Source organism: Shewanella sp. MF05960, from assembly GCF_050849305.1.
GTDB lineage: Bacteria > Pseudomonadota > Gammaproteobacteria > Enterobacterales > Shewanellaceae > Shewanella.
Genome location: NZ_JBOZPS010000005.1, coordinates 1 through 18,111 on the forward strand (window position 1 = coordinate 1; position 18,111 = coordinate 18,111).

The 18,111-nt window shown below is 42.4% G+C and carries 20 protein-coding genes; 5 read left to right on the forward strand and 15 right to left on the reverse strand.

The annotated features are described in order from the left end of the window. The first annotated feature begins 298 nt into the window (after nucleotides 1-298). Complete coding sequence (locus tag ACROAE_RS06260) at nucleotides 299-955, forward strand: Bax inhibitor-1 family protein (protein WP_432400141.1); 657 nt, start codon at nucleotides 299-301, stop codon at nucleotides 953-955. Nucleotides 956-1,195: 240 nt separating this feature from the next. Next, nucleotides 1,196-1,600: an NUDIX hydrolase gene (locus ACROAE_RS06265; RefSeq protein ID WP_432400142.1), complete on the forward strand. Its 405-nt coding sequence runs from the start codon at nucleotides 1,196-1,198 to the stop codon at nucleotides 1,598-1,600. Here the strand turns inward: ACROAE_RS06265 and ACROAE_RS06270 are convergent. Further along, the gene (locus tag ACROAE_RS06270) at nucleotides 1,562-2,584 is read right to left on the reverse strand and encodes a Gfo/Idh/MocA family protein (protein ID WP_432400143.1); all 1,023 of its coding nucleotides are present in this window, start codon (nucleotides 2,582-2,584) and stop codon (nucleotides 1,562-1,564) included. The genes ACROAE_RS06265 and ACROAE_RS06270 overlap by 39 nt on opposite strands. A gap of 3 nt (nucleotides 2,585-2,587) precedes the next feature. Continuing rightward, on the reverse strand, nucleotides 2,588-2,902 hold the full coding sequence (locus ACROAE_RS06275; RefSeq protein WP_160052919.1) for a putative quinol monooxygenase: 315 nt from the start codon (nucleotides 2,900-2,902) through the stop codon (nucleotides 2,588-2,590). Between the two features lie 141 nt (nucleotides 2,903-3,043). Between ACROAE_RS06275 and ACROAE_RS06280 the strand changes: the two genes are divergently transcribed. Continuing rightward, complete coding sequence (locus ACROAE_RS06280) at nucleotides 3,044-3,919, forward strand: LysR family transcriptional regulator (protein WP_432400144.1); 876 nt, start codon at nucleotides 3,044-3,046, stop codon at nucleotides 3,917-3,919. Nucleotides 3,920-3,926: 7 nt separating this feature from the next. Here the strand turns inward: ACROAE_RS06280 and ACROAE_RS06285 are convergent, their stop codons facing one another. From ACROAE_RS06285 to ACROAE_RS06300, 4 genes are read right to left on the reverse strand one after another with little or no spacing between them, the layout of a single operon-like run. After that, nucleotides 3,927-4,328 carry a CBS domain-containing protein gene (locus ACROAE_RS06285; protein WP_432400145.1) on the reverse strand — a complete coding sequence of 134 codons (402 nt, stop codon included), beginning with the start codon at nucleotides 4,326-4,328 and terminating at the stop codon, nucleotides 3,927-3,929. Next, nucleotides 4,325-4,675 carry a P-II family nitrogen regulator gene (locus ACROAE_RS06290; RefSeq protein WP_432400146.1) on the reverse strand — a complete coding sequence of 117 codons (351 nt, stop codon included), beginning with the start codon at nucleotides 4,673-4,675 and terminating at the stop codon, nucleotides 4,325-4,327. The genes ACROAE_RS06285 and ACROAE_RS06290 overlap by 4 nt, the downstream gene beginning before the upstream one ends. A 4-nt stretch (nucleotides 4,676-4,679) precedes the next feature. After that, the gene (locus ACROAE_RS06295; RefSeq protein WP_432400147.1) at nucleotides 4,680-5,447 is read right to left on the reverse strand and encodes a DUF1538 domain-containing protein; all 768 of its coding nucleotides are present in this window, start codon (nucleotides 5,445-5,447) and stop codon (nucleotides 4,680-4,682) included. Between the two features lie 21 nt (nucleotides 5,448-5,468). Beyond that, on the reverse strand, nucleotides 5,469-6,206 hold the full coding sequence (locus ACROAE_RS06300; RefSeq protein ID WP_432400148.1) for a DUF1538 family protein: 738 nt from the start codon (nucleotides 6,204-6,206) through the stop codon (nucleotides 5,469-5,471). 267 nt (nucleotides 6,207-6,473) lie between these two features. Here ACROAE_RS06300 and ACROAE_RS06305 point away from each other — a divergent pair, with 267 nt between their 5' ends. Continuing rightward, the gene (locus tag ACROAE_RS06305) at nucleotides 6,474-7,595 is read left to right on the forward strand and encodes an energy transducer TonB (RefSeq protein ID WP_432400149.1); all 1,122 of its coding nucleotides are present in this window, start codon (nucleotides 6,474-6,476) and stop codon (nucleotides 7,593-7,595) included. A gap of 20 nt (nucleotides 7,596-7,615) precedes the next feature. Here ACROAE_RS06305 and ACROAE_RS06310 read toward each other — a convergent pair whose 3' ends face one another. From ACROAE_RS06310 to ACROAE_RS06325, 4 genes are all read right to left on the reverse strand, one after another. Continuing rightward, the gene (locus ACROAE_RS06310; RefSeq protein WP_188952444.1) at nucleotides 7,616-7,960 is read right to left on the reverse strand and encodes a hypothetical protein; all 345 of its coding nucleotides are present in this window, start codon (nucleotides 7,958-7,960) and stop codon (nucleotides 7,616-7,618) included. 410 nt (nucleotides 7,961-8,370) lie between these two features. Further along, on the reverse strand, nucleotides 8,371-8,757 hold the full coding sequence (locus ACROAE_RS06315) for a CBS domain-containing protein (RefSeq protein ID WP_432400347.1): 387 nt from the start codon (nucleotides 8,755-8,757) through the stop codon (nucleotides 8,371-8,373). Nucleotides 8,758-8,974: 217 nt separating this feature from the next. Then, the gene (locus ACROAE_RS06320) at nucleotides 8,975-10,714 is read right to left on the reverse strand and encodes a GNAT family N-acyltransferase (protein WP_432400150.1); all 1,740 of its coding nucleotides are present in this window, start codon (nucleotides 10,712-10,714) and stop codon (nucleotides 8,975-8,977) included. Nucleotides 10,715-11,100: 386 nt separating this feature from the next. Then, nucleotides 11,101-12,132, reverse strand: a complete 1,032-nt coding sequence (locus ACROAE_RS06325; protein WP_432400151.1) for a Glu/Leu/Phe/Val dehydrogenase dimerization domain-containing protein — start codon at nucleotides 12,130-12,132, stop codon at nucleotides 11,101-11,103. Between the two features lie 284 nt (nucleotides 12,133-12,416). On the opposite strand from ACROAE_RS06325, the gene ACROAE_RS06330 reads away from it, so the two are divergent. Beyond that, a complete protein-coding gene (locus ACROAE_RS06330) occupies nucleotides 12,417-12,857 on the forward strand; it encodes a DUF4826 family protein (RefSeq protein WP_432400152.1) in 441 nt (146 codons plus the stop codon). Nucleotides 12,858-12,921: 64 nt separating this feature from the next. Here ACROAE_RS06330 and ACROAE_RS06335 read toward each other — a convergent pair whose 3' ends face one another. The 5 genes from ACROAE_RS06335 to ACROAE_RS06355 form a co-directional block, all read right to left on the reverse strand. Continuing rightward, complete coding sequence (locus tag ACROAE_RS06335; protein ID WP_432400348.1) at nucleotides 12,922-14,061, reverse strand: JmjC domain-containing protein; 1,140 nt, start codon at nucleotides 14,059-14,061, stop codon at nucleotides 12,922-12,924. A gap of 85 nt (nucleotides 14,062-14,146) precedes the next feature. Beyond that, complete coding sequence (gene purB, locus ACROAE_RS06340) at nucleotides 14,147-15,517, reverse strand: adenylosuccinate lyase (RefSeq protein ID WP_432400153.1); 1,371 nt, start codon at nucleotides 15,515-15,517, stop codon at nucleotides 14,147-14,149. 39 nt (nucleotides 15,518-15,556) lie between these two features. Beyond that, nucleotides 15,557-16,189 carry a high frequency lysogenization protein HflD gene (gene hflD, locus ACROAE_RS06345; RefSeq protein WP_432400154.1) on the reverse strand — a complete coding sequence of 211 codons (633 nt, stop codon included), beginning with the start codon at nucleotides 16,187-16,189 and terminating at the stop codon, nucleotides 15,557-15,559. 3 nt (nucleotides 16,190-16,192) lie between these two features. Beyond that, on the reverse strand, nucleotides 16,193-17,311 hold the full coding sequence (mnmA, locus tag ACROAE_RS06350; RefSeq protein WP_432400155.1) for a tRNA 2-thiouridine(34) synthase MnmA: 1,119 nt from the start codon (nucleotides 17,309-17,311) through the stop codon (nucleotides 16,193-16,195). Between the two features lie 239 nt (nucleotides 17,312-17,550). After that, entirely contained in the window at nucleotides 17,551-18,096 is a 546-nt protein-coding gene (locus tag ACROAE_RS06355; RefSeq protein ID WP_432400156.1) for an NUDIX hydrolase, read from the reverse strand. Between the last annotated feature and the right edge of the window lie 15 nt (nucleotides 18,097-18,111).

Here is an 18,111-nt window from a genome sequence, read left to right on the forward strand (position 1 = left end):
GATTATTCATTGCGAAGGTGAAAGTTACCGACGCAAAACAGCGCTCAATAAGAGCAAATAAAATTCGGTGTCAACCGGCCAAGATAATTGACGCGGAACCGGCCAAGTTAATTGACGCTAGATATTTTGAGACTGTTTTTCTAAAATAGAAATTCTACAGTCTCGTTACACATAGACATTTTAACCTGAAACTCACGAATTAGAATGAATGTTCTAACTCGGAAATGTCCAATAACAAGTTATTGTTACGATGAGCATGTACAAACTCAATTCAAATCTCAATTTATAAGGATGTAAAATGGAAGTCGATGTATTTAACAGAACTCACACCAATGACAAAATAATCAGTGGGTCTACTTACAATTTTGTCATTGGCTTAACGCTGTTATGGGGTTTTGCCATCAATTGGCTTATGGTGCTGAATATTTCAGTTGAATCAATCAGTAGCATTAATCCGATAATCTTTTTTATTGGGTATTTTGCTTCGTGTTTTTTTGGTATTTATCTTTTTAGCAAATCAGATAAGCCTATTGTGAGCTTTATTGGCTATAACTTTGTGGTGGTACCGTTTGGGCTGATTATTAATCTTGTGGTGAGCCAATATAATCCAGATATTGTTCAAGAGGCCATTAGGGTTACCGGCATGGTAACGTTTGTGATGATGCTGTTAGGCTCAATGTATCCTGCCTTTTTTAACAAGATAGCGGGTGGGTTAACCATTGCGTTGATTTGTGTGATTGTAGTGGAACTCATTGAAATATTTATTTTTAATACCCATCACGGCATTTTAGATTGGATTGTCGCGCTGATTTTTTGTGGTTATATTGGTTATGATTGGGCTCGTGCTAATGCAATCCCTAAAACATTTGATAACGCCGTTGATAGCGCTGCGGCCTTGTATATGGACATCATCAATTTATTTTTACGAATACTCAGAATTCTCGGTCGAAAATAGTCCACAATAACGATTGATATCAATCGTTATTGTGCTTGTTGATATCAGCGTTTCATATCAGCGTTTAAATGGAGCAGGTAAGCGCCTAGAACAGTAGTCACTCCATATTGATACCATTGCAGTTGGTTTTTTTTGACGCCCTCTGCAATGGTATTACCAGGTGTTAACTCGTTTATATAACGTTGTTCAGTTCAATTTTAGCCCCTGATTTTTAGCCACTGAATTTTAGGTACCAACATCATGGCATTTAATGACTTATTTAGATTGAGCTCGCATGCGGTGATCACCAATGCGGCAGGGGACGTTTTGTTATTAAAAGCCACTTACGGTGACAAGCATTGGGGCTTACCGGGAGGCGGGCTTGATCCTAATGAAACCATTCATCAGGCATTACTGCGAGAATGCCAAGAAGAGTTAAGCTGTTTGGTGAAGGTGAATTATTTATCTGGGGTGTATTTTCACAGTGCTTACCAGTCGCAAGCGTTTATCTTTCGTTGTGAGTTAACCAAAGAGGCGGTGATTAGTCTAAGCGATGAACACAGCGAATACGCATATTTCGCTGTTGCTGACTTATCTTCAGTGCAACAACAACGAATTAACGATTGTCTAGCGTTTAACGGTCAGGTTTTCAGCGCTGCTTTCTAAAGCCGCTTGATGCCAGGTGGTTAACATGCTCATGATATCGTGCGAGTCTTGCAGTTGTGCTAATGGTCTTGGCACTATGTGTTGTTTACTGTCTAGCGCCGCTAGCACCGCTTCTACCTGGTAGTAAAAACCATTGCCTTTGGCTTTAACATTCACAACGTCAGCATCTTGCTCATATAACCTTACTGAAAAATGATTACCTTGAGCTTCTGGTAACCAGGGATTTGAGGTGAACTCAATACTTCCTAAGCTGCCTAAAATGGTAAATCCTGCGTGTAAGCCATAATCTTCAGCTGTGTGTAAATGACATTGCACGCCGTTTGTATAAGTCACAATAGCCGTAGATTCACAAATATTGCCATCTTGCCCACGTCGCCCAGTTGCTTGCAATTGATAATGTTGGCTGATGCTATTACCAAATTGTTGCTGCATGACTAATTGCATTAATGATGCAGGGTAACAACCAAGGTTAAACAACGCGCCAAGACTGGCCGGATTAACAAATTGGCTGATAGCCGCGCAATACTGACCACGAATACTTTTTACGTCACCAATCACGCCAGATGCTAAGGTTTGACATAACTGCTGCATAAAAGGATGCGCAAGATACATTAGCCCTTCTAAAAAGAACACTTTGTTGTGCTTAACCGCATCAAGGCTGGCAATGGTTGATGGCATATCGACCGACAGGGACTTTTCGCATAAGATAGCTTTACCCGCATTGGCTGCTTTAATCACATACTCATGGTGCAAGTGATTAGGCAGGGCGATGTAAATCACATCTACCAGCGGATCATTAATTAATGCATCAAAATCAGTAAATTGATGTGCGATGTTATATTGCGCTGCAAACTCGGCTAACGTTGTGGTGTTACGGCCAGCGACGGCATATATCTGACTTTGACCTTGTGCTTTTATCGCATCAGCCATCACGCCAGAAATAAAGCTGGTGCCTAAAATACCCCAGTTAATTATTTTACTCATCGGTTATTCCTCGGTTGCTAGGCGTTGATAGTCAAAGGCTTGTTTGAGTTCGGTGAGTCCTGCTTTAATAAAGGCTTGAGTATGAGGCGCGGCAAAGTGAGCGTCAAATGCGGCTTGATCATCATAACGCTCCCAAAATACAAATTGCTTTGGGTGAGTTTTATGTTGAGTTGCCATTGCAAGTGAGCAGCCTGGTTCGCTATTCATGTCTGCACAAAATTGACGGATTGCAGCAAGGCCTTGGGCCAACGGTACGTCATCTTTAATGTGAATTTCAGCGGTAATAAAAATGCCTGCTTGATCTAATTTGTAATCCATAACAACTCCTCAATAATGATGGCTCATCGTAAACCAGTTTTGTTAACGGCAATACCAGTCATTGGTGTTTACAGAAAACACTATAGGTTTATAATCTTTGGTATCAATTTATAGTATTTGGGATCAATGAGTGGAGTGGCGATGGATAAATTAACCGCGATGCAAGTGTTTAGCTGCGTAGCTGAGCAAGGTAATTATGCTGCGGCTGCGCATCAGTTTAATATCAGCCGCACCATGGTCAGCAAGCATATTAATCAGTTAGAAGGCTATTTAGGCGTTAAGCTAATCAACCGCACCACACGACAACAAGCATTAAGTGAGTCTGGCCAATTATATTATCAAGAATGTAAAAGCATTTTGGCAGCCATTACTGCCGCTGAAAATACCTTACAATCCATGACAGGCACAGTGAGTGGCAGCATTAAGATTAATGCACCGGTGAGTTTTGGTAATGCGGTACTGGCGCCCATTGTGAATCGTTTTTTGTTAGCGTATCCGCAAGTCGATGTTGACTTACGTTTAGACAATAACCTTGTCGACCCAATGTTAGACAGTGTCGATTTATTGGTTAGGATTGGTGAGCTTAGCGATTCAGCTTTGATTGGTCGCCATATTATGAATTATCACATGCAGTTTTGTGCATCGCCGCAATATGTAGCGCAGCACGCTGAGATAACATCGAATGCAGATTTGCGTGAGCATCACTGTCTTGGGTTTAGCTATTCAAGCAATGGTTCGTTATCTGTGGCGCATCAACAAGTTTTTGGCAAGCGACAGTTTAGGCTGTCGTCAAACAGTGGTGTGGTACTGACTCAAGCTGCCGTTGATGGTTTAGGCGTGGTGTTACAACCCAGTATTGTTGTTAAAGAGGCGATAGATGCTGGCCTCTTAGTCAATATTGCGAGTTTAACCCCACCAGAAGCCATGCCAATTCATTTGTTGTACAAAGATAAAAATTTGCCGTTAAAAATGCGCTCGTTAATTGAGTTTATCGTTAAGCACATTGCTGAACAATAACGTCAGTTTAGCGCTTGATCATGCCTTTTAGTACAATGTCATCATAAGTGACGAAACCTAAAATGTGACCACTTTCGACCACGGGCGCTTTGTTAATGTTAAAGCGCTCAAATAAGCGTGCTGTATAACGTACATCCATATCAGCAGGTACAGAAAATACCGGCTTTATCATGATCTCGTATATATTAGTGCGCTCGGGTGATTTGTCTTTTGCCAACACTTTTCGGGCGATGTCACTCATGAGAACCATGCCATATTCGTCATGTTCATTGCGTTTATCGACCACCAAAATACTGACATTTTTATTGATGGCCACTTGGATTGCTTCTGCAACCGTGTGCATACCGTCAACCATGGCGTAACGGTTATTCATCACATCGCGATTACGGGTAGGGATAATGCTACTCATATTTGATCCTCAATGTCTTTACTTAGCTTAGCAACTTGATGAGCCACACCGACGGCATCTTCAACATCAATTTGAATCGCAATGCCTTTACCTGAATTAGTGTCAAATTCGCCTACTTTAGATATCGTTTCGAGTATCTTGCGGCACATATGTTCTTCAACCAACCATAAAATCACATCGCGTTGTACATCTAAGGTGAGGCCCATAAAGGTTTTCTTTTTTTCTAATCCTTCACCACGAGCATGGTTTATTACCGTCGCGCCAGTGGCTCCTGCAAGCCTGGCTGCATCGAGTACTGCGTCGGTACAATCTTCGTCGACAAAGGCGACGATTAGTTTAAAACGCATAGATTTAGTCCTTAATCGCTTTTCGTTTGGATAAATAATCAACGATTTGGGCGTAACCCATTACGGTGATCATCGGAAATAAACTGGCAAAGGCGATTAAACCAAAGCCGTCAATAAGTGGATTACGCCCTTCAACGTTGGTGGCAAGCCCAAGGCCTAGTGCCGCAACCAAAGGCACTGTTACGGTTGATGTGGTCACGCCGCCTGAGTCATACGCCAGAGGTACAATCATTTTTGGGGCATAAAAAGTTTGAATAACCACGATGACGTAACCGGCCATAATGTAGTAATGGATGGGATCGCCTACTACAATGCGAAAGCACCCTAAAGTAATGCCAATGGCGACACCCAATGCCACAGACATTCGCAGGCCTTGTATACCAATGGTGCCACCTGATACCTGGTTGGCTTTGATTGCTACGGCAATCAGTGACGGCTCGGCAATGGTAGTGCTAAAGCCAATTGCAGCTGCAAAAACATACACCCAAAAATAATCCTGCCAAATAAACGGTGCTTTGCTGCCATCGGGGTGTAAAAACTCGCTGGTGGTTAATTGGTTTGCCATGCTTTCGCCAATGGGGAACAGTGCGAGTTGTAAACCGACTAAGAAAAAGGTCAGGCCAATAATCACATAGACAAATCCCAGTAACACTTTACGCCATTGGGTGACAGGGCGCTTGAGTACGCCAAGTTGAAAGCCAAACAAAATCACTGCAATAGGGATGACATCGCGTGCAGTGAGCAAAAATGTGCTAATCAGCTCAGTAAACAAATTGGCTCCTTATCGCACGCATCAGTTTAAAAACACCATGCCGTAAATTAATACAAAAATCATAGGGCTAAGGCTGGCAAATGCAATGAGGCCAAAGCCGTCTAACATCGGGTTTCTGCCTTTAATCACACTGGCAAGGCCGACGCCCAATGCAGTCACCAAAGGCACGGTAATGGTTGATGTGGTGACACCACCTGAATCGTAGGCGATGCCGATAATATTGGCTGGGGCAAAGCTGGTAAGGATCATCACAAGTACATAACCACCAATGATGATGTAATGAATAGGCCAGCCTTTAAGAATACGGATCACGCCAAGTAAAATGGCTAAACCTACCGAAATCGCAACCGTGATACGCAATCCCATAGCATAGGAACTCATGGCCTGCTTATTAGCCTCAATCGCACCGGCATTTGCGGCAACTTGAGCCGCTTCATTGGCTACGGCTGTTAGCGCCGGTTCTGCTAATGTGGTGCCAAACCCCAATGAGAATGAGAAAATTACTAACCAAAATATACTGCCTTTTCGTGCTAATGCTTCTGCTAATGATTCACCAATGGGGAATAAGCCCATTTCTAAACCAAACACAAAAAATGTTAATCCCAAGACAATAAAGACTAAGCCAATAAGAATAGACCCAAGCTCTGCGGGAGCTTGGCGGAGGACAAATATTTCAAAAAAACTGACCACCAATATAATGGGGACAAGGTCTTTAAAGCTACTCAACATGGCTTGGAGCAATTTTGCGATGGCAGACATCTATACTCCTGAGGGGTAAAGTGATGGGTTCTGATCATGTTTGGCACTTATGTTGGCAGTGTTGGCACTAATATCCAGTGATATAAATAGTAAACGCTTTATTAAGTGTGACTCTTGATAGTAATTTCGCAACATATTGTTTACACTGATTTTCATTAAATTGACTCAGGTCATAAAAGTCAGGCAAACTGTGCCGTACATCTTTGATTACTGATTTATACCCTGTGTAATAAAGGATCTTAGGTAAAACTAAAAAGGACTTTAACCATGAAAAAAACACTTTTACGCTTATCCATTATCGCCGCGTGTGCAAGCCACATGGCCTACGCTCAACCTACGGACATGGTCACTGGGTCGGTTGATTTTTCATCAGCATATCAACAATACAACCAGGCTGTTGAGGCTAATAGCCAAGCCGATATCATCACCTATGCCCAACAAGCTTACGAACTTGGCGAAGTAAAATTCGGCGCAGACAGCATTGATAGTGCCAAATTAGCTATGAACTGGGGAAATGCCATTGTTGTGCAATCGAAGCAGAACAATAATGGCAGGGTGATTCAAGATGAACAGGTGATAAAAGCGCAACAATTATTTGAGTCAGCTTTAGCGGTATATCGTCAAAAATTGCCTAAAAATGATATTGCCCTTATCGATCCACTTGTGGGCTTAGCTGAAACCACCGCAGATGATGCTTATGCCAAAAAAGTGTTGTTTGAGGCGATTGATATTGCTCAAGAAGCGGATAATGAACTCACTATAGCTGAAGTGAAAACTTTGGCTTTTTATCGCCTAACGGGCACGGAGTTTTATACTCGTACAGTTAGAGGTTTTGCTTTTGACGCCTATGATATCTATGTCAGTAAGCTTCCAGAAAACGCGATAAAACGTGTTAATGCGACTTATCTTTATGGGGCATTAAATGAAGCAATGGGTAAACACACTAAAGCTGTTTATGCTTTAGTTGAAGTGATAAAACAATATCAAGCATTACCTTACAGCCATCCTCATGAGCTGCGTGCTCATGCCTTGTTAGTTGATATTTATCAAAAGCAAGGCCAAAGTGATCAAGCCACTGAGCATTGTATTGCCATTGGTAAAATGACGCCATGGAACGAGCAACAAGAGCAAACGCCTTTATTTAGAACGCCACCAGATTACCCTATGTCTTATGCAAAGCGGGGTAAAAGTGGTTGGGTAAAACTACAATTTACCGTAGATGAGCAAGGTTTTGTGCAATCGCCTCAAGTGCTTGACTCTAAAGGTGGTAGTCAATTTGAAAAAGAATCAATTGAGGCGTTAAGCCAGTGGCGTTATGCACCTAAATTTGTGGATGGTAAGCCGGCGCAGGGCACTTCAACAGTGCGCTTAGACTTTACCCTAGGTTAATGAGTCTATAGAGTTGTGAGTTAGCTCAATAAATACATACTCAACATACCCACGCACACAATCACAAAGCCAGATTCAATCATGAACTGGCTTTTTTGTAGCTGTTTTTTACCTTGTTTTAAAATGGTCACCAGTTGGTTTTGTTTGTAGATTCTGCACGATATTAACGACGTTTGCGGATCGGCTATGAGTTGGAAACGGCACTTTTTACCGTTATCGAGCAACACATCATGCATACTCTGTAAACCAAAGTTAAATTTGCGCGACACCACTTTGCCGTTGATAAAAACTCGTTCTAGACCACACCAATTACTGGCTTGTAATTCGATATTGTCTTGATTTAGGTGGTAAGAAAATTTAATCATAATGCTCATCCTTTCACATGATAACCGCGTGTTTACCTATACCCATCACTCAAAACAGCCTTAACATTTTCATCTTTGAACTTGTTGAGTCAGTCATGCAACTGAAAAAAACTGCATTAAGTACTAATAAAGCAGAGCAATGTGACAATTTCCAGCACAAAAATATGAACAATTTGCGAAATAAAGCTATGTTGTTGCTGGCTATGAGAATATTTATTTTTATCATGGAGTATTGCAAAACGTCAGTGATTAAGCATTGGGTAAGATGTGGGCGAATATGAGGTAGCGAGTCGCAATGTGACTGTGAATGAGGATGGTCAATTAGGCATTAGCCAATTCACTTTAACCTTATTGGTTTTAAAGGTCGTGTTAGTGATTAAGCAAAGTGCCTTTATCGGTTGTGGGTCTTTTTAAGCGGTGTAATAGGCTTTTAATAAGTCTTTCCAGGTAATGATCCCCACAATGTGGTTGTTCTCTAATACCGGCAGACAGCCAATGTCATGGTCTAGAATCAGTTTGCTGGCAAGGTTAATATCACAATGAGGGGCTATGGTAACCGGATTATGACTCATCACTTGATGAATTCGTTTTTGTAGGGTTTCGGTATCTCGTATCAATTCTGCAGCGGTGCCAATATTGGGACTAAGAGCCCTTAAAAAATCACGGTGAGACAAAATGCCGGCTAATTTGTCATCTTCATCGATAACCAATAAATGGTGAAAGCTGACATTGTCGAATATTTCTTTGGCGACTGAAAGCCTGTCATACATTTCGATAGTCACAACACGGGTGATCATAATATCTGCCACGCTTATACGATGGTGTGATGATTGATCCTCTGTTTCATTGAACGTGTCCTCTACTGTTTCATTCAAGGTTTTACTCAATGAATTGTTTGATGTGTCTGTCGATGTTGTCATAGATGATTCCCCACTCATTTATTCTTTTATATCAGATAAATAATAGCGTAACAATCAAATAACAACCAACAAACGGACCAAAAAGTATCTAAGGTTATGATGCGGCTTGTTCTCGTGGTAAATGGCCTGCCAGGTACTTTTGGTATTTAAGGGGTTTGAGTTGATGAATATCCACCAGAACTAAGCCATCAATGCAGTCGCCAAACTCTGGGTCGATGCCAAAGTCTAAAAACTTCACGCCTTGATTGTCGCAAAGCTCACCATATTGTTTGAATAATGTGGGTACCGATACGGCCATATTCGCTAACGTCCTTTTAAGTATTTTAAAATTTTCTGCGTAATCGCATCCATTAAATAACTGATCAAGTTGGTTAATTCTGTCTGGGGTAAATTGATAGGAATTAAATGAGCATGCTAAGGTTTCGCTTGATGCAAACTGTTGCTGATAAAAGAACACCAACATTTCCTTTGCTTGCAATGGCAGGCTATCGCTTAACGACACCGGCCCAAATAAATAGCGATATTGTGGATTACTCACTAAAAATGCACCTATTCCTTGCCATAGGTATTCTAAACTGCGTCGGCCCCAGTACTTAGGTTGTACAAAGCTGCGCCCAAGTTCTAAACCTTGCTCTAAATAAGGTTGGAATGCCTGTTTATAGTCAAATAATGACTCGCTGTAGAGTGAGTCTTTTCCTAGGGTTTCACGGAGTGTTTTAGCACTGGCAAAACGATAAGCACCGACAATTTCTAAATCATCTTTATCCCACAGTACAAGGTGTAAATAATGATTGTCGTACTTGTCTGTGTCGCGCCTTTTGCCTGTACCTTCGCCCACGGCGCGAAAGGCAATCTCACGTAAGCGGCCAATTTCACGCATTATTGCACTACTTTGATGATGCTTATAAAGGTAGATCTGCTTGTTGTCTTGAGTTTGTCCGAGTCGTTCGCATTGAGATAATTCACTTTGCAGTTCGCTGCGTTTTTCAGGGTGAGCAATGGCATTTTGGGTGGTAAATAATGGGCTACGATTTTTACCGATACGGTATAAATGATTTTTAAGTAATTTCACTTTAGTTTTTAGGGGGAAATCTTGATTGTTAACGACTTCTTTGGCAATCAGTTGCCCAATACGCACTGGCATGACTTGGTCGACTTGTTTAAACATCTCTTTGACTAACAGCAAGGTTGCAAGGGGTTTGTAAATCATTGAAGCGCCATAAAAGGTGGCTGAGTTTTTAGCATCAACAAACACGGGTAATAATGGCGCATTACAGGCGCGGGCCATTTTTAAAAAACCGCTGTGCCAATGTAAATCGGTGACGCCGGTTGGGCGCAAGCGCGACACTTCACCCGATGGGAATATCAGTACCGCACCTTCATTTTTAAGGTGGTGGTGTATTTCATCCAAATGTTGCTTGGGCGTGCCGCCTGTCATGTTACGTACGGGCAATAAAATAGAATGCAGCGGTTTAATGGCCATTAACAATTCATTAGCGACCACTTTGATGTCGGGGCGAACCTGGCTGATGAGCTTAATAAGGGCGAGGGCATCAAGAGAACCAATGGGGTGATTGGCGTATATCACCACGCGACCTTCGTGTGGGATATTTTCAACTTCGTTATTGGGCACACTGTAGGTAAAGTGTAAACTGGCTAAGATTTGCTCAACAAAGTCTACACCTGATAAATGTGCGTGTTCATTGGCAATGTCATTGCATTGCTTTTCGTGGAGTAAATAACGCAACATAGCTTTAGTGGGCTTGGCTAACCACGGTTTGTTGTGCACATTGGGTAGGTTTTTTTCTAGCACATTATCGACGGAAAATATCATAGTCTAGCCCTTAGTTATGCTACGTACTGTTTTTGAGGGTGTGTATGTTTGTTGCTCTGCATGTCGCTATGTCATTGATTTTGAGCTAGCCGTGATAATGGTTGACGCTGTATCAGTGATTGGGTGTTTTGATTACTGTTATTGACCATCTGCCATTTGCCTCAATAAATAAGTTGAGTCAGTGTTAATTTAAGGTAGGGCAGCGACTTGACAGTTAGGTGAACGATTTATGACAAATCAGAGATATATGTGAGTGTTTAAGCAGCAAAAAGGGAAATGCCAATGCATTTCCCTTTTTGTTAGTTCGGCAGTGTGAACACCACAAGCTTGCTTAATAAAGCCTGTGATGCTTCGATTTCACTATTTTGTCTTGCTATTTCGCCTCACTATCTCGCAGCATCGATAATGGCTTTGGCCATTTCATCGGCGACCGAACCTGTGGTGCGGTTTTCGGCGTCTGCACGGCTAAAAATAGTTAATAGCGTATGATAGATTTGCTCCACTTTGGCTTTAGATGCAGCAGCGTCATAGTTTTTCTCAAATGACACATTAATAATACCGCCAGCGTTAATCACATAATCGGGTGCGTATAAAATACCCATTTGCTTGAGCTTTTCACCATGACGCACTTCTGCTAATTGGTTGTTAGCACAACCTGCAACGATGGTCGCTTTTAGTAATGGTAAGGTTGTGTCATTTAAGGTGGCACCTAATGCACATGGCGCGTACACATCAACGTCTTGAGTATAGATATCTTGCGGGGCAACGACAGTTGCACGAAATTCAGTCGCGACACGGTCAAGCGACGCTTGATGAATGTCAGTGACAATCAACTCAGCCCCTTCTTCGTGTAAATGCTTACACAAGTAATAGCCAACGTGTCCGACGCCTTGCACAGAGATTTTAATGCCTTTTAAGCTGTCAATTCCACGCTGATGCTTAATCGCTGCTTTGATGCCTAAATAGGTACCTAATGCGGTTAACGGCGATGGATCGCCAGATTTGCCTTCAAGACCTGCTACAAATTCAGTTTCTCGACTGGCTATCATAATGTCAGATGTTGACACGCCAACATCTTCAGCTGAATAGTATTTACCGCCTAAACTGTTAACAAAACGGCCAAAGGCTAAGAATAGTGCTTCGCGATCGGTGGTTTTAGGATCGGCGATGATAACAGCTTTACCGCCACCCATGGTTAAGCCGGCAAGGGCATTTTTATAGGTCATGCCACGTGAGAGACGCAATACGTCAGTTAACGCTTCGTCATCTGATTCATAGTTCCACATACGGCAACCACCTACAGCCGACCCAAGGTTAGTATTGTGAACAGCAATAATGGCTTTTAAGCCACTTTGCTTGTCATGACAAAATACCACTTGTTCGTGTTCATCGAACGAAACATGATTAAAAACTGCCACGTTGTTATCTCCGCTTACTAGCATGTTAAAGTAAAGTTCATGTATCTTGGTATTATTGAGTATCCAAGACACAAACGACTGCTTGTTATATTTATTGCAGCACGATAGCATTTAGCGATACTCTCAACAAAGCATGATTTAGTTATTTTTGTGATTGATGTGGAAATTTAGCTTGCCACTTTACGTAAACGTAAAGTAACGTATGTTACATTGATGTTTTTAAGATTGGATAACAGGTGAATTATTGTTCTAACCTGTAATATAACAATAAGATAGGAAGTATTATGACTGAAGAAGTTGCAGAGCAGGTAGCACAGCCAGCACCAGACCAAGAAGCACTAAGACAAGAGTGGGTACGTACTCAATTTCAAAAAGCCAATCGCTTTTTAGCTGAGAAAGGCGTGATCCCAAATAATGTGCTTACCACCGAAAGCCGCTATCTTGCACCTTATTTAGCTATTTGGAAGATGGAATCCAAACAACCTAAAAAACAAACTTTTTGGGTGATGTCGGGTGATTTGCCATCTGACTATGTCGATGTCAAAGTGGCAGCGACGGCTCGCGATGCCATTCGTCATTTCTCAATGATGTGGCAATTAAAAGCAGAAAACCTGCATAAATCAGGCGTGACTAAAGATGCGACGCAGATGAAGTTTGCTCAGCTATTAGTGTCTCGTGCAGAAAGCCTGTACAAAATGCACCAAGACGAGAAACTTTGGGGTTAACTTGCAAATCCTGAATAACAAAAAGGCACCTAGGTGCCTTTTTGTTTAATACAAATTTAAGCGCTTAGCATTCATCTTCAGCAAGATAAAATAGCCCTTGATTTACGAGTTGTGTCAGCACATCAAGTAAGGTTGTGTCTTCTGTTAACTCGCTGGCTTGCTCAGGCATGATGCTGACTTCATTGGCGAGTAATTGCAGTGTGGACTCATTAACGCCTGGTAACGCAAACACTTCGCCGTTGATAAACAATCTTGACTCTGTGTCTTGCTCGAGACGTAATACTTTTAAGCCACCAATACGTTGAATAATAGCGCCTTGTTCAATGGCGTCCAATAAGTCATCGCTGCTCAATGGTTCTTCATCTTCACAGATATCCAACTCAAAACGATTTTGGCTTAGCAACTTACCTAACATGGTTTGATAGGCTTTAGGATCTTGTGCTAATTGCACTAATAAATCCATAATGCCTTGTTGATGCGTTTGGCTAATGATGCCGGGTGCATCAGGCTCATCCACAGAGGTAAAGCGTTTATTACCTAAATTGTTGTCGATAAGGCTGTCGGCTAATTCAGTTAATAATTCCTGTTGGCTTGGCGCTCTAAACCCAATTGAGTATGAAAGGGCCAAAGTGACTGTTTCGCCGCAATGCGGGTAACCTGGCGGAATGTATAATACATCGCCTTTTTGTAATACCACATCGATAATCGGTTCAAAATCGTCAACTAATGGTGAGTTAGGGTTATCGCCACGACGTTTATGCTGGCCTTTATCACCTACCTTCCAACGACGTTCGCCATCACCTTGAATAATAAATACATCATAGTTATCGATATGTGGTCCTACGCCGCCGCCCGGTGTAGCAAAAGACACCATTAGGTCGTCAAAGCGCCAGTCGGGTAAAAAGCGAAATGCTTCGACTAATGGCTGTGATGCTGGATACCAATGGTTAACGGCCTGAACTAATAACTGCCAGTTATCTTCGCCAAATTGGTCGTAGTCTTCAAATGGACCTTGTACCACGTCCCAATCCTCACCTTTAGTGACAACCACGCGCGATGATATTTCTTCTTCACAGGCGAGACCGGCTAGTTCGTCTGCCGCAATAGGGTCTTCAAAGTCGACAAATGCTTGCTTGATAACAAGGGGTTTCTGTTGCCAATGCTGTTTAATAAAGGCTTGGGTATCAATATTTAATGTGTACATCATTGACCTCAGGTCGTGAGAATGTTTGTCCAATAAAAAAGCGGTCACAGATGCGACCGCTAATGGTATGTATAAGCTTATAAGACTATTTTAGCTCATCAACAAAGGCTTCTGCACGGCCGATGTAGTTTGCTGGAGTCATTTTTTTCAGTTCAACTTTAACGTGCGCTGGCAATTCAAGGCCATCGATAAATGTCGCAAGTTGCGCGGCATCAATACGCTTACCACGTGTCAATTCTTTCAGTTTTTCATATGGCTTTTCGATGCCGTAACGACGCATTACTGTTTGTACTGGCTCTGCCAATACTTCCCAGTTTTTATCAAGCTCTGCAAGCAGCTGCGCTTCGTTCACTTCTAATTTGCTAATGCCTTTTAAGGTCGCTTGGTAAGCAATGAGCGAGTGCGCCATACCGACACCAAGGTTACGTAAAACCGTTGAGTCAGTTAAGTCACGTTGCCATCTTGATACCGGTAATTTAGCGGCTAAATGTTGCATTAATGCGTTAGCGATGCCTAAGTTACCTTCAGAGTTTTCAAAGTCGATTGGGTTCACTTTGTGCGGCATGGTTGATGAACCAATTTCGCCAGCGATAGTGCGCTGTTTAAAGTGTCCTAATGCAACATAACCCCAAATATCACGATCGAAATCGATTAGAATGGTGTTGAAGCGGGCAATGGCATCAAACAATTCAGCGATATAATCATGTGGCTCAATCTGTGTAGTGTAGGCGTTCCAGTTAATGCCAAGGCTAGTCACAAAGCGTTGTGACAATTCATGCCAGTTCACTTCTGGGTAGGCAGAGATGTGTGCGTTGTAGTTACCCACAGCACCGTTAATTTTACCCATAATTTCAACAGCGTTGATTTGGTTTAATTGACGCTCAAGACGCACAGCAACGTTAGCCATTTCTTTGCCTAACGTTGATGGTGATGCAGGTTGGCCATGAGTACGTGACATTAATGGCACGCTTTTGTTGTCATGCGCTAACTTTTTAATCGCATCAATAATTTGCTGACAATGCGGTACCAATACCTGTTCACGCGCTTCTTTTAGCATTAAGCCGTGAGATAGATTGTTAATGTCTTCTGAGGTACAAGCAAAGTGAACAAATTCGTCAATCGCGACTAATTCAGCGTTATCGGCAATTTGTTCTTTAATAAAGTATTCAACCGCTTTTACGTCGTGGTTGGTGGTGCTTTCAATTGCTTTAACGCGCAATGCATCTTGTTCGCTAAAGTTATCTTTGATGCTATCGAGTAAGGCAAGGGCGGTTTCGCTAAACGGGGGAACTTCTTCAATCTCTGGGCAGCTAGATAATAACTTTAACCAGTTAATTTCAACTTGAACACGGTACTTAGTAAGACCGAACTCGCTGAAAATCCCTCTTAATGAGGCGGTTTTACTACCATAACGACCGTCTACCGGAGAGATAGCAGTTAGTGCGGAAAGATCCATTTGAAGCTCCTTGATGAACTTTGTTGTAGGGTGAGTCGATTAATTGTTATTTTGGCTTTTTCTTGCGGTATCAAATATTGCTTTACGGGCAAACACTAAATGGCGACGTTTACCGCCTAATTGGCGCCATAATACCGCACTGCGCATAGCAGCGAGTAATAAAGCTCGAATTTTATGTTGAACTAGGGGCTGCTTTAAGCAGTCCGGGTTACCCGAAATCTGTAATTTTGGACCTAATTCACTGATGATGTCGCTGTATATGCTGGCAAAGTTAGACACGACTTGTTCATCGGTAATCTCAAAGTGGCTCAATTGGCGGTGTATTTGATTAATGCGTTCAGCAAGCATGCCTAAACCATTTGGTGAGCGCGCAAGTTTCCGTTCAAGCGCCAATACACCGACTAAATAGCGGGTGGTTTCGACATCTTTATTGCTGCCATCACCCAATTGATTTTGGATCAGTTGATAGCCTTTATTTAAAATACCTTTGTCTTGATACACATCGGCAGTGGCTTCGGGTTCTGTGACCAAAATGGTATTGAGGGTCGCGGCTAACGCTTCTTTATCACTTTCACCGTGACGCGCTAAATACTGAACCTGACCAATTGCCTGTAAAATACCGGCAAAGGCCATTGTACGTTCGAACAGCAGACTGTCTGGAGTTTGACTCACGGTTTATCCTCGAACTAAGGTATCGATAATGCCGCCACCTAAACAAATATCGCCATCATAAAATACTGCGGATTGTCCAGGCGTGACAGCGGCAACAGGTGTATCGAACATGACAGTAATATTGTCAGGATCGTTATAAACTAATGTACAGATAACATCGCGTTGACGGTAACGGGTTTTAACTGTGATTTTACTGTTATTAGCAGGGCCTTTTCGGTCAACCCAATGTAATTGGTTCACGGTCATACCGTGCGACATTAAACGCGGGTGTTCAGCACCTTGTGCAACCACTAATACATTGCGCAGTAGGTCTTTTTCTACTACGTACCATGGGTCTTCGTTGCTATTTTTAAGTCCACCAATGCCTAAGCCTTTGCGTTGACCAAGGGTGTGGTACATCAACCCTTGATGAGTGCCTATGACTTCGCCTTCGGCGGTTTCAATGTCACCTGGTTGTGCCGGTAAATAGGTGGCTAAGAAATCAGTAAACTTGCGCTCGCCAATAAAACAAATGCCGGTGCTGTCTTTTTTGTCGTGAGTGATTAAGCCCATTTTTTTGGCTATTTCGCGTACTTCGTGTTTTTCAAGCTCACCGACAGGGAATAAACTGCGCGCCACTTGCTCATGGCTGAGTGTATATAGGAAATAGCTTTGGTCTTTATTGCCATCAACACCGCGGAGCATTTCAACACTGCCATCGCTGTTGTCTCGGCGACGAACATAATGGCCCATGGCGATATAGTCGGCGTCTAAAATCTCGTCGGCAAATTCTAGGAATGCTTTGAATTTGATTTCTTTGTTGCACATGATGTCTGGATTAGGCGTACGGCCGGCTTTGTATTCAGCTAAGAAATACTCGAACACGTTGTCCCAGTATTCGGCTGCAAAGTTGACGGTGTGCATTTTAATACCAAGCTTGTCACATACTGCTTGCGCATCTCTTAAATCATCTGCTGCAGCGCAATATTCGTCGGTGTCGTCTTCTTCCCAGTTCTTCATAAACAGACCTTCAACCTCATAGCCTTGCTGGATAAGCAAATAGGCCGAAACAGAAGAGTCCACACCGCCGGACATGCCGACAATGACTTTTTTACCTTGAGAAGTTGGGTTGATTGATGTCATAAATCCTAAAACCGTTGAATATAGAGAGTATGTATATGGTGGCGTTATGCAGTGGTTTCAAGCCAGTGATACCAATGACTCAACCTGAATAGCCGTTAAACACAGTCATAAATTACACAGATAAGCCTTTCGCTTATGGTGCTATTGGTACATGAAAGCGTGTAAACATCACATTTGTGCGGCGCATATTCTACCATGCATTCGAGCGTTGGGCTATCTTGAACGACTGTCAATTAGGCTTAACCCACTGACTTATCGGTGTGCAAATAATCAGCGTTAAGCAATGATAATGGAAAATGATGGCTAACACGTTTAGCTGTTATTGGCGGGCGATTGTCTCGCGTTGCGGGAGGCGACTCATCTAGTAAACCCGCTTGCGCAATAAAATCATCGATGCTTTTGAGCACCAGTGGGCTGCGTAACTGTGCAGAGCGTTGAGTAATTTGCGAATATGATAACCAGTGAGTGCGCACTATCGCACAGTCTTGTGGAATCGATTCGATGGGCGTATCAAGTTCAATACAAAAAGTGTAACGCACAAAGGCAAGGTCTTGGTTGGCACTAAATTGATAAATACCGACAAGGGCTTGCGGCATTATTGTCAATCCAGTTTCTTCTGCAATCTCACGAGCACACGCATTAATCAGTGACTCATTGGCTTCTAAATGACCGGCAGGCTGGTTAAATTTAACCTGTCCATCAATGTGTTCTTCAACCAGTAAAAATTGACCCTGGCTGTAAATAACGCAAGCCACAGTGGTATTCGGTTTGTAACGTTGAGTCATTTATGCCAATCCTTA

Bases quoted from the DNA above. Each gene is read 5' to 3' on its own strand.
- ACROAE_RS06260 (WP_432400141.1), top strand. From the start codon at position 299: ATGGAAGTCGATGTATTTAACAGAACTCACACCAATGACAAAATAATC.
- ACROAE_RS06265 (WP_432400142.1), top strand. From the start codon at position 1,196: ATGGCATTTAATGACTTATTTAGATTGAGCTCGCATGCGGTGATCACC.
- ACROAE_RS06270 (WP_432400143.1), bottom strand. From the start codon at position 2,584: ATGAGTAAAATAATTAACTGGGGTATTTTAGGCACCAGCTTTATTTCT.
- ACROAE_RS06275 (WP_160052919.1), bottom strand. From the start codon at position 2,902: ATGGATTACAAATTAGATCAAGCAGGCATTTTTATTACCGCTGAAATT.
- ACROAE_RS06280 (WP_432400144.1), top strand. From the start codon at position 3,044: ATGGATAAATTAACCGCGATGCAAGTGTTTAGCTGCGTAGCTGAGCAA.
- ACROAE_RS06285 (WP_432400145.1), bottom strand. From the start codon at position 4,328: ATGAGTAGCATTATCCCTACCCGTAATCGCGATGTGATGAATAACCGT.
- ACROAE_RS06290 (WP_432400146.1), bottom strand. From the start codon at position 4,675: ATGCGTTTTAAACTAATCGTCGCCTTTGTCGACGAAGATTGTACCGAC.
- ACROAE_RS06300 (WP_432400148.1), bottom strand. From the start codon at position 6,206: ATGTCTGCCATCGCAAAATTGCTCCAAGCCATGTTGAGTAGCTTTAAA.
- ACROAE_RS06305 (WP_432400149.1), top strand. From the start codon at position 6,474: ATGAAAAAAACACTTTTACGCTTATCCATTATCGCCGCGTGTGCAAGC.
- ACROAE_RS06310 (WP_188952444.1), bottom strand. From the start codon at position 7,960: ATGATTAAATTTTCTTACCACCTAAATCAAGACAATATCGAATTACAA.
- ACROAE_RS06315 (WP_432400347.1), bottom strand. From the start codon at position 8,757: ATGATCACCCGTGTTGTGACTATCGAAATGTATGACAGGCTTTCAGTC.
- ACROAE_RS06320 (WP_432400150.1), bottom strand. From the start codon at position 10,714: ATGATATTTTCCGTCGATAATGTGCTAGAAAAAAACCTACCCAATGTG.
- ACROAE_RS06330 (WP_432400152.1), top strand. From the start codon at position 12,417: ATGACTGAAGAAGTTGCAGAGCAGGTAGCACAGCCAGCACCAGACCAA.
- ACROAE_RS06335 (WP_432400348.1), bottom strand. From the start codon at position 14,061: ATGTACACATTAAATATTGATACCCAAGCCTTTATTAAACAGCATTGG.
- purB (WP_432400153.1), bottom strand. From the start codon at position 15,517: ATGGATCTTTCCGCACTAACTGCTATCTCTCCGGTAGACGGTCGTTAT.
- mnmA (WP_432400155.1), bottom strand. From the start codon at position 17,311: ATGACATCAATCAACCCAACTTCTCAAGGTAAAAAAGTCATTGTCGGC.
- ACROAE_RS06355 (WP_432400156.1), bottom strand. From the start codon at position 18,096: ATGACTCAACGTTACAAACCGAATACCACTGTGGCTTGCGTTATTTAC.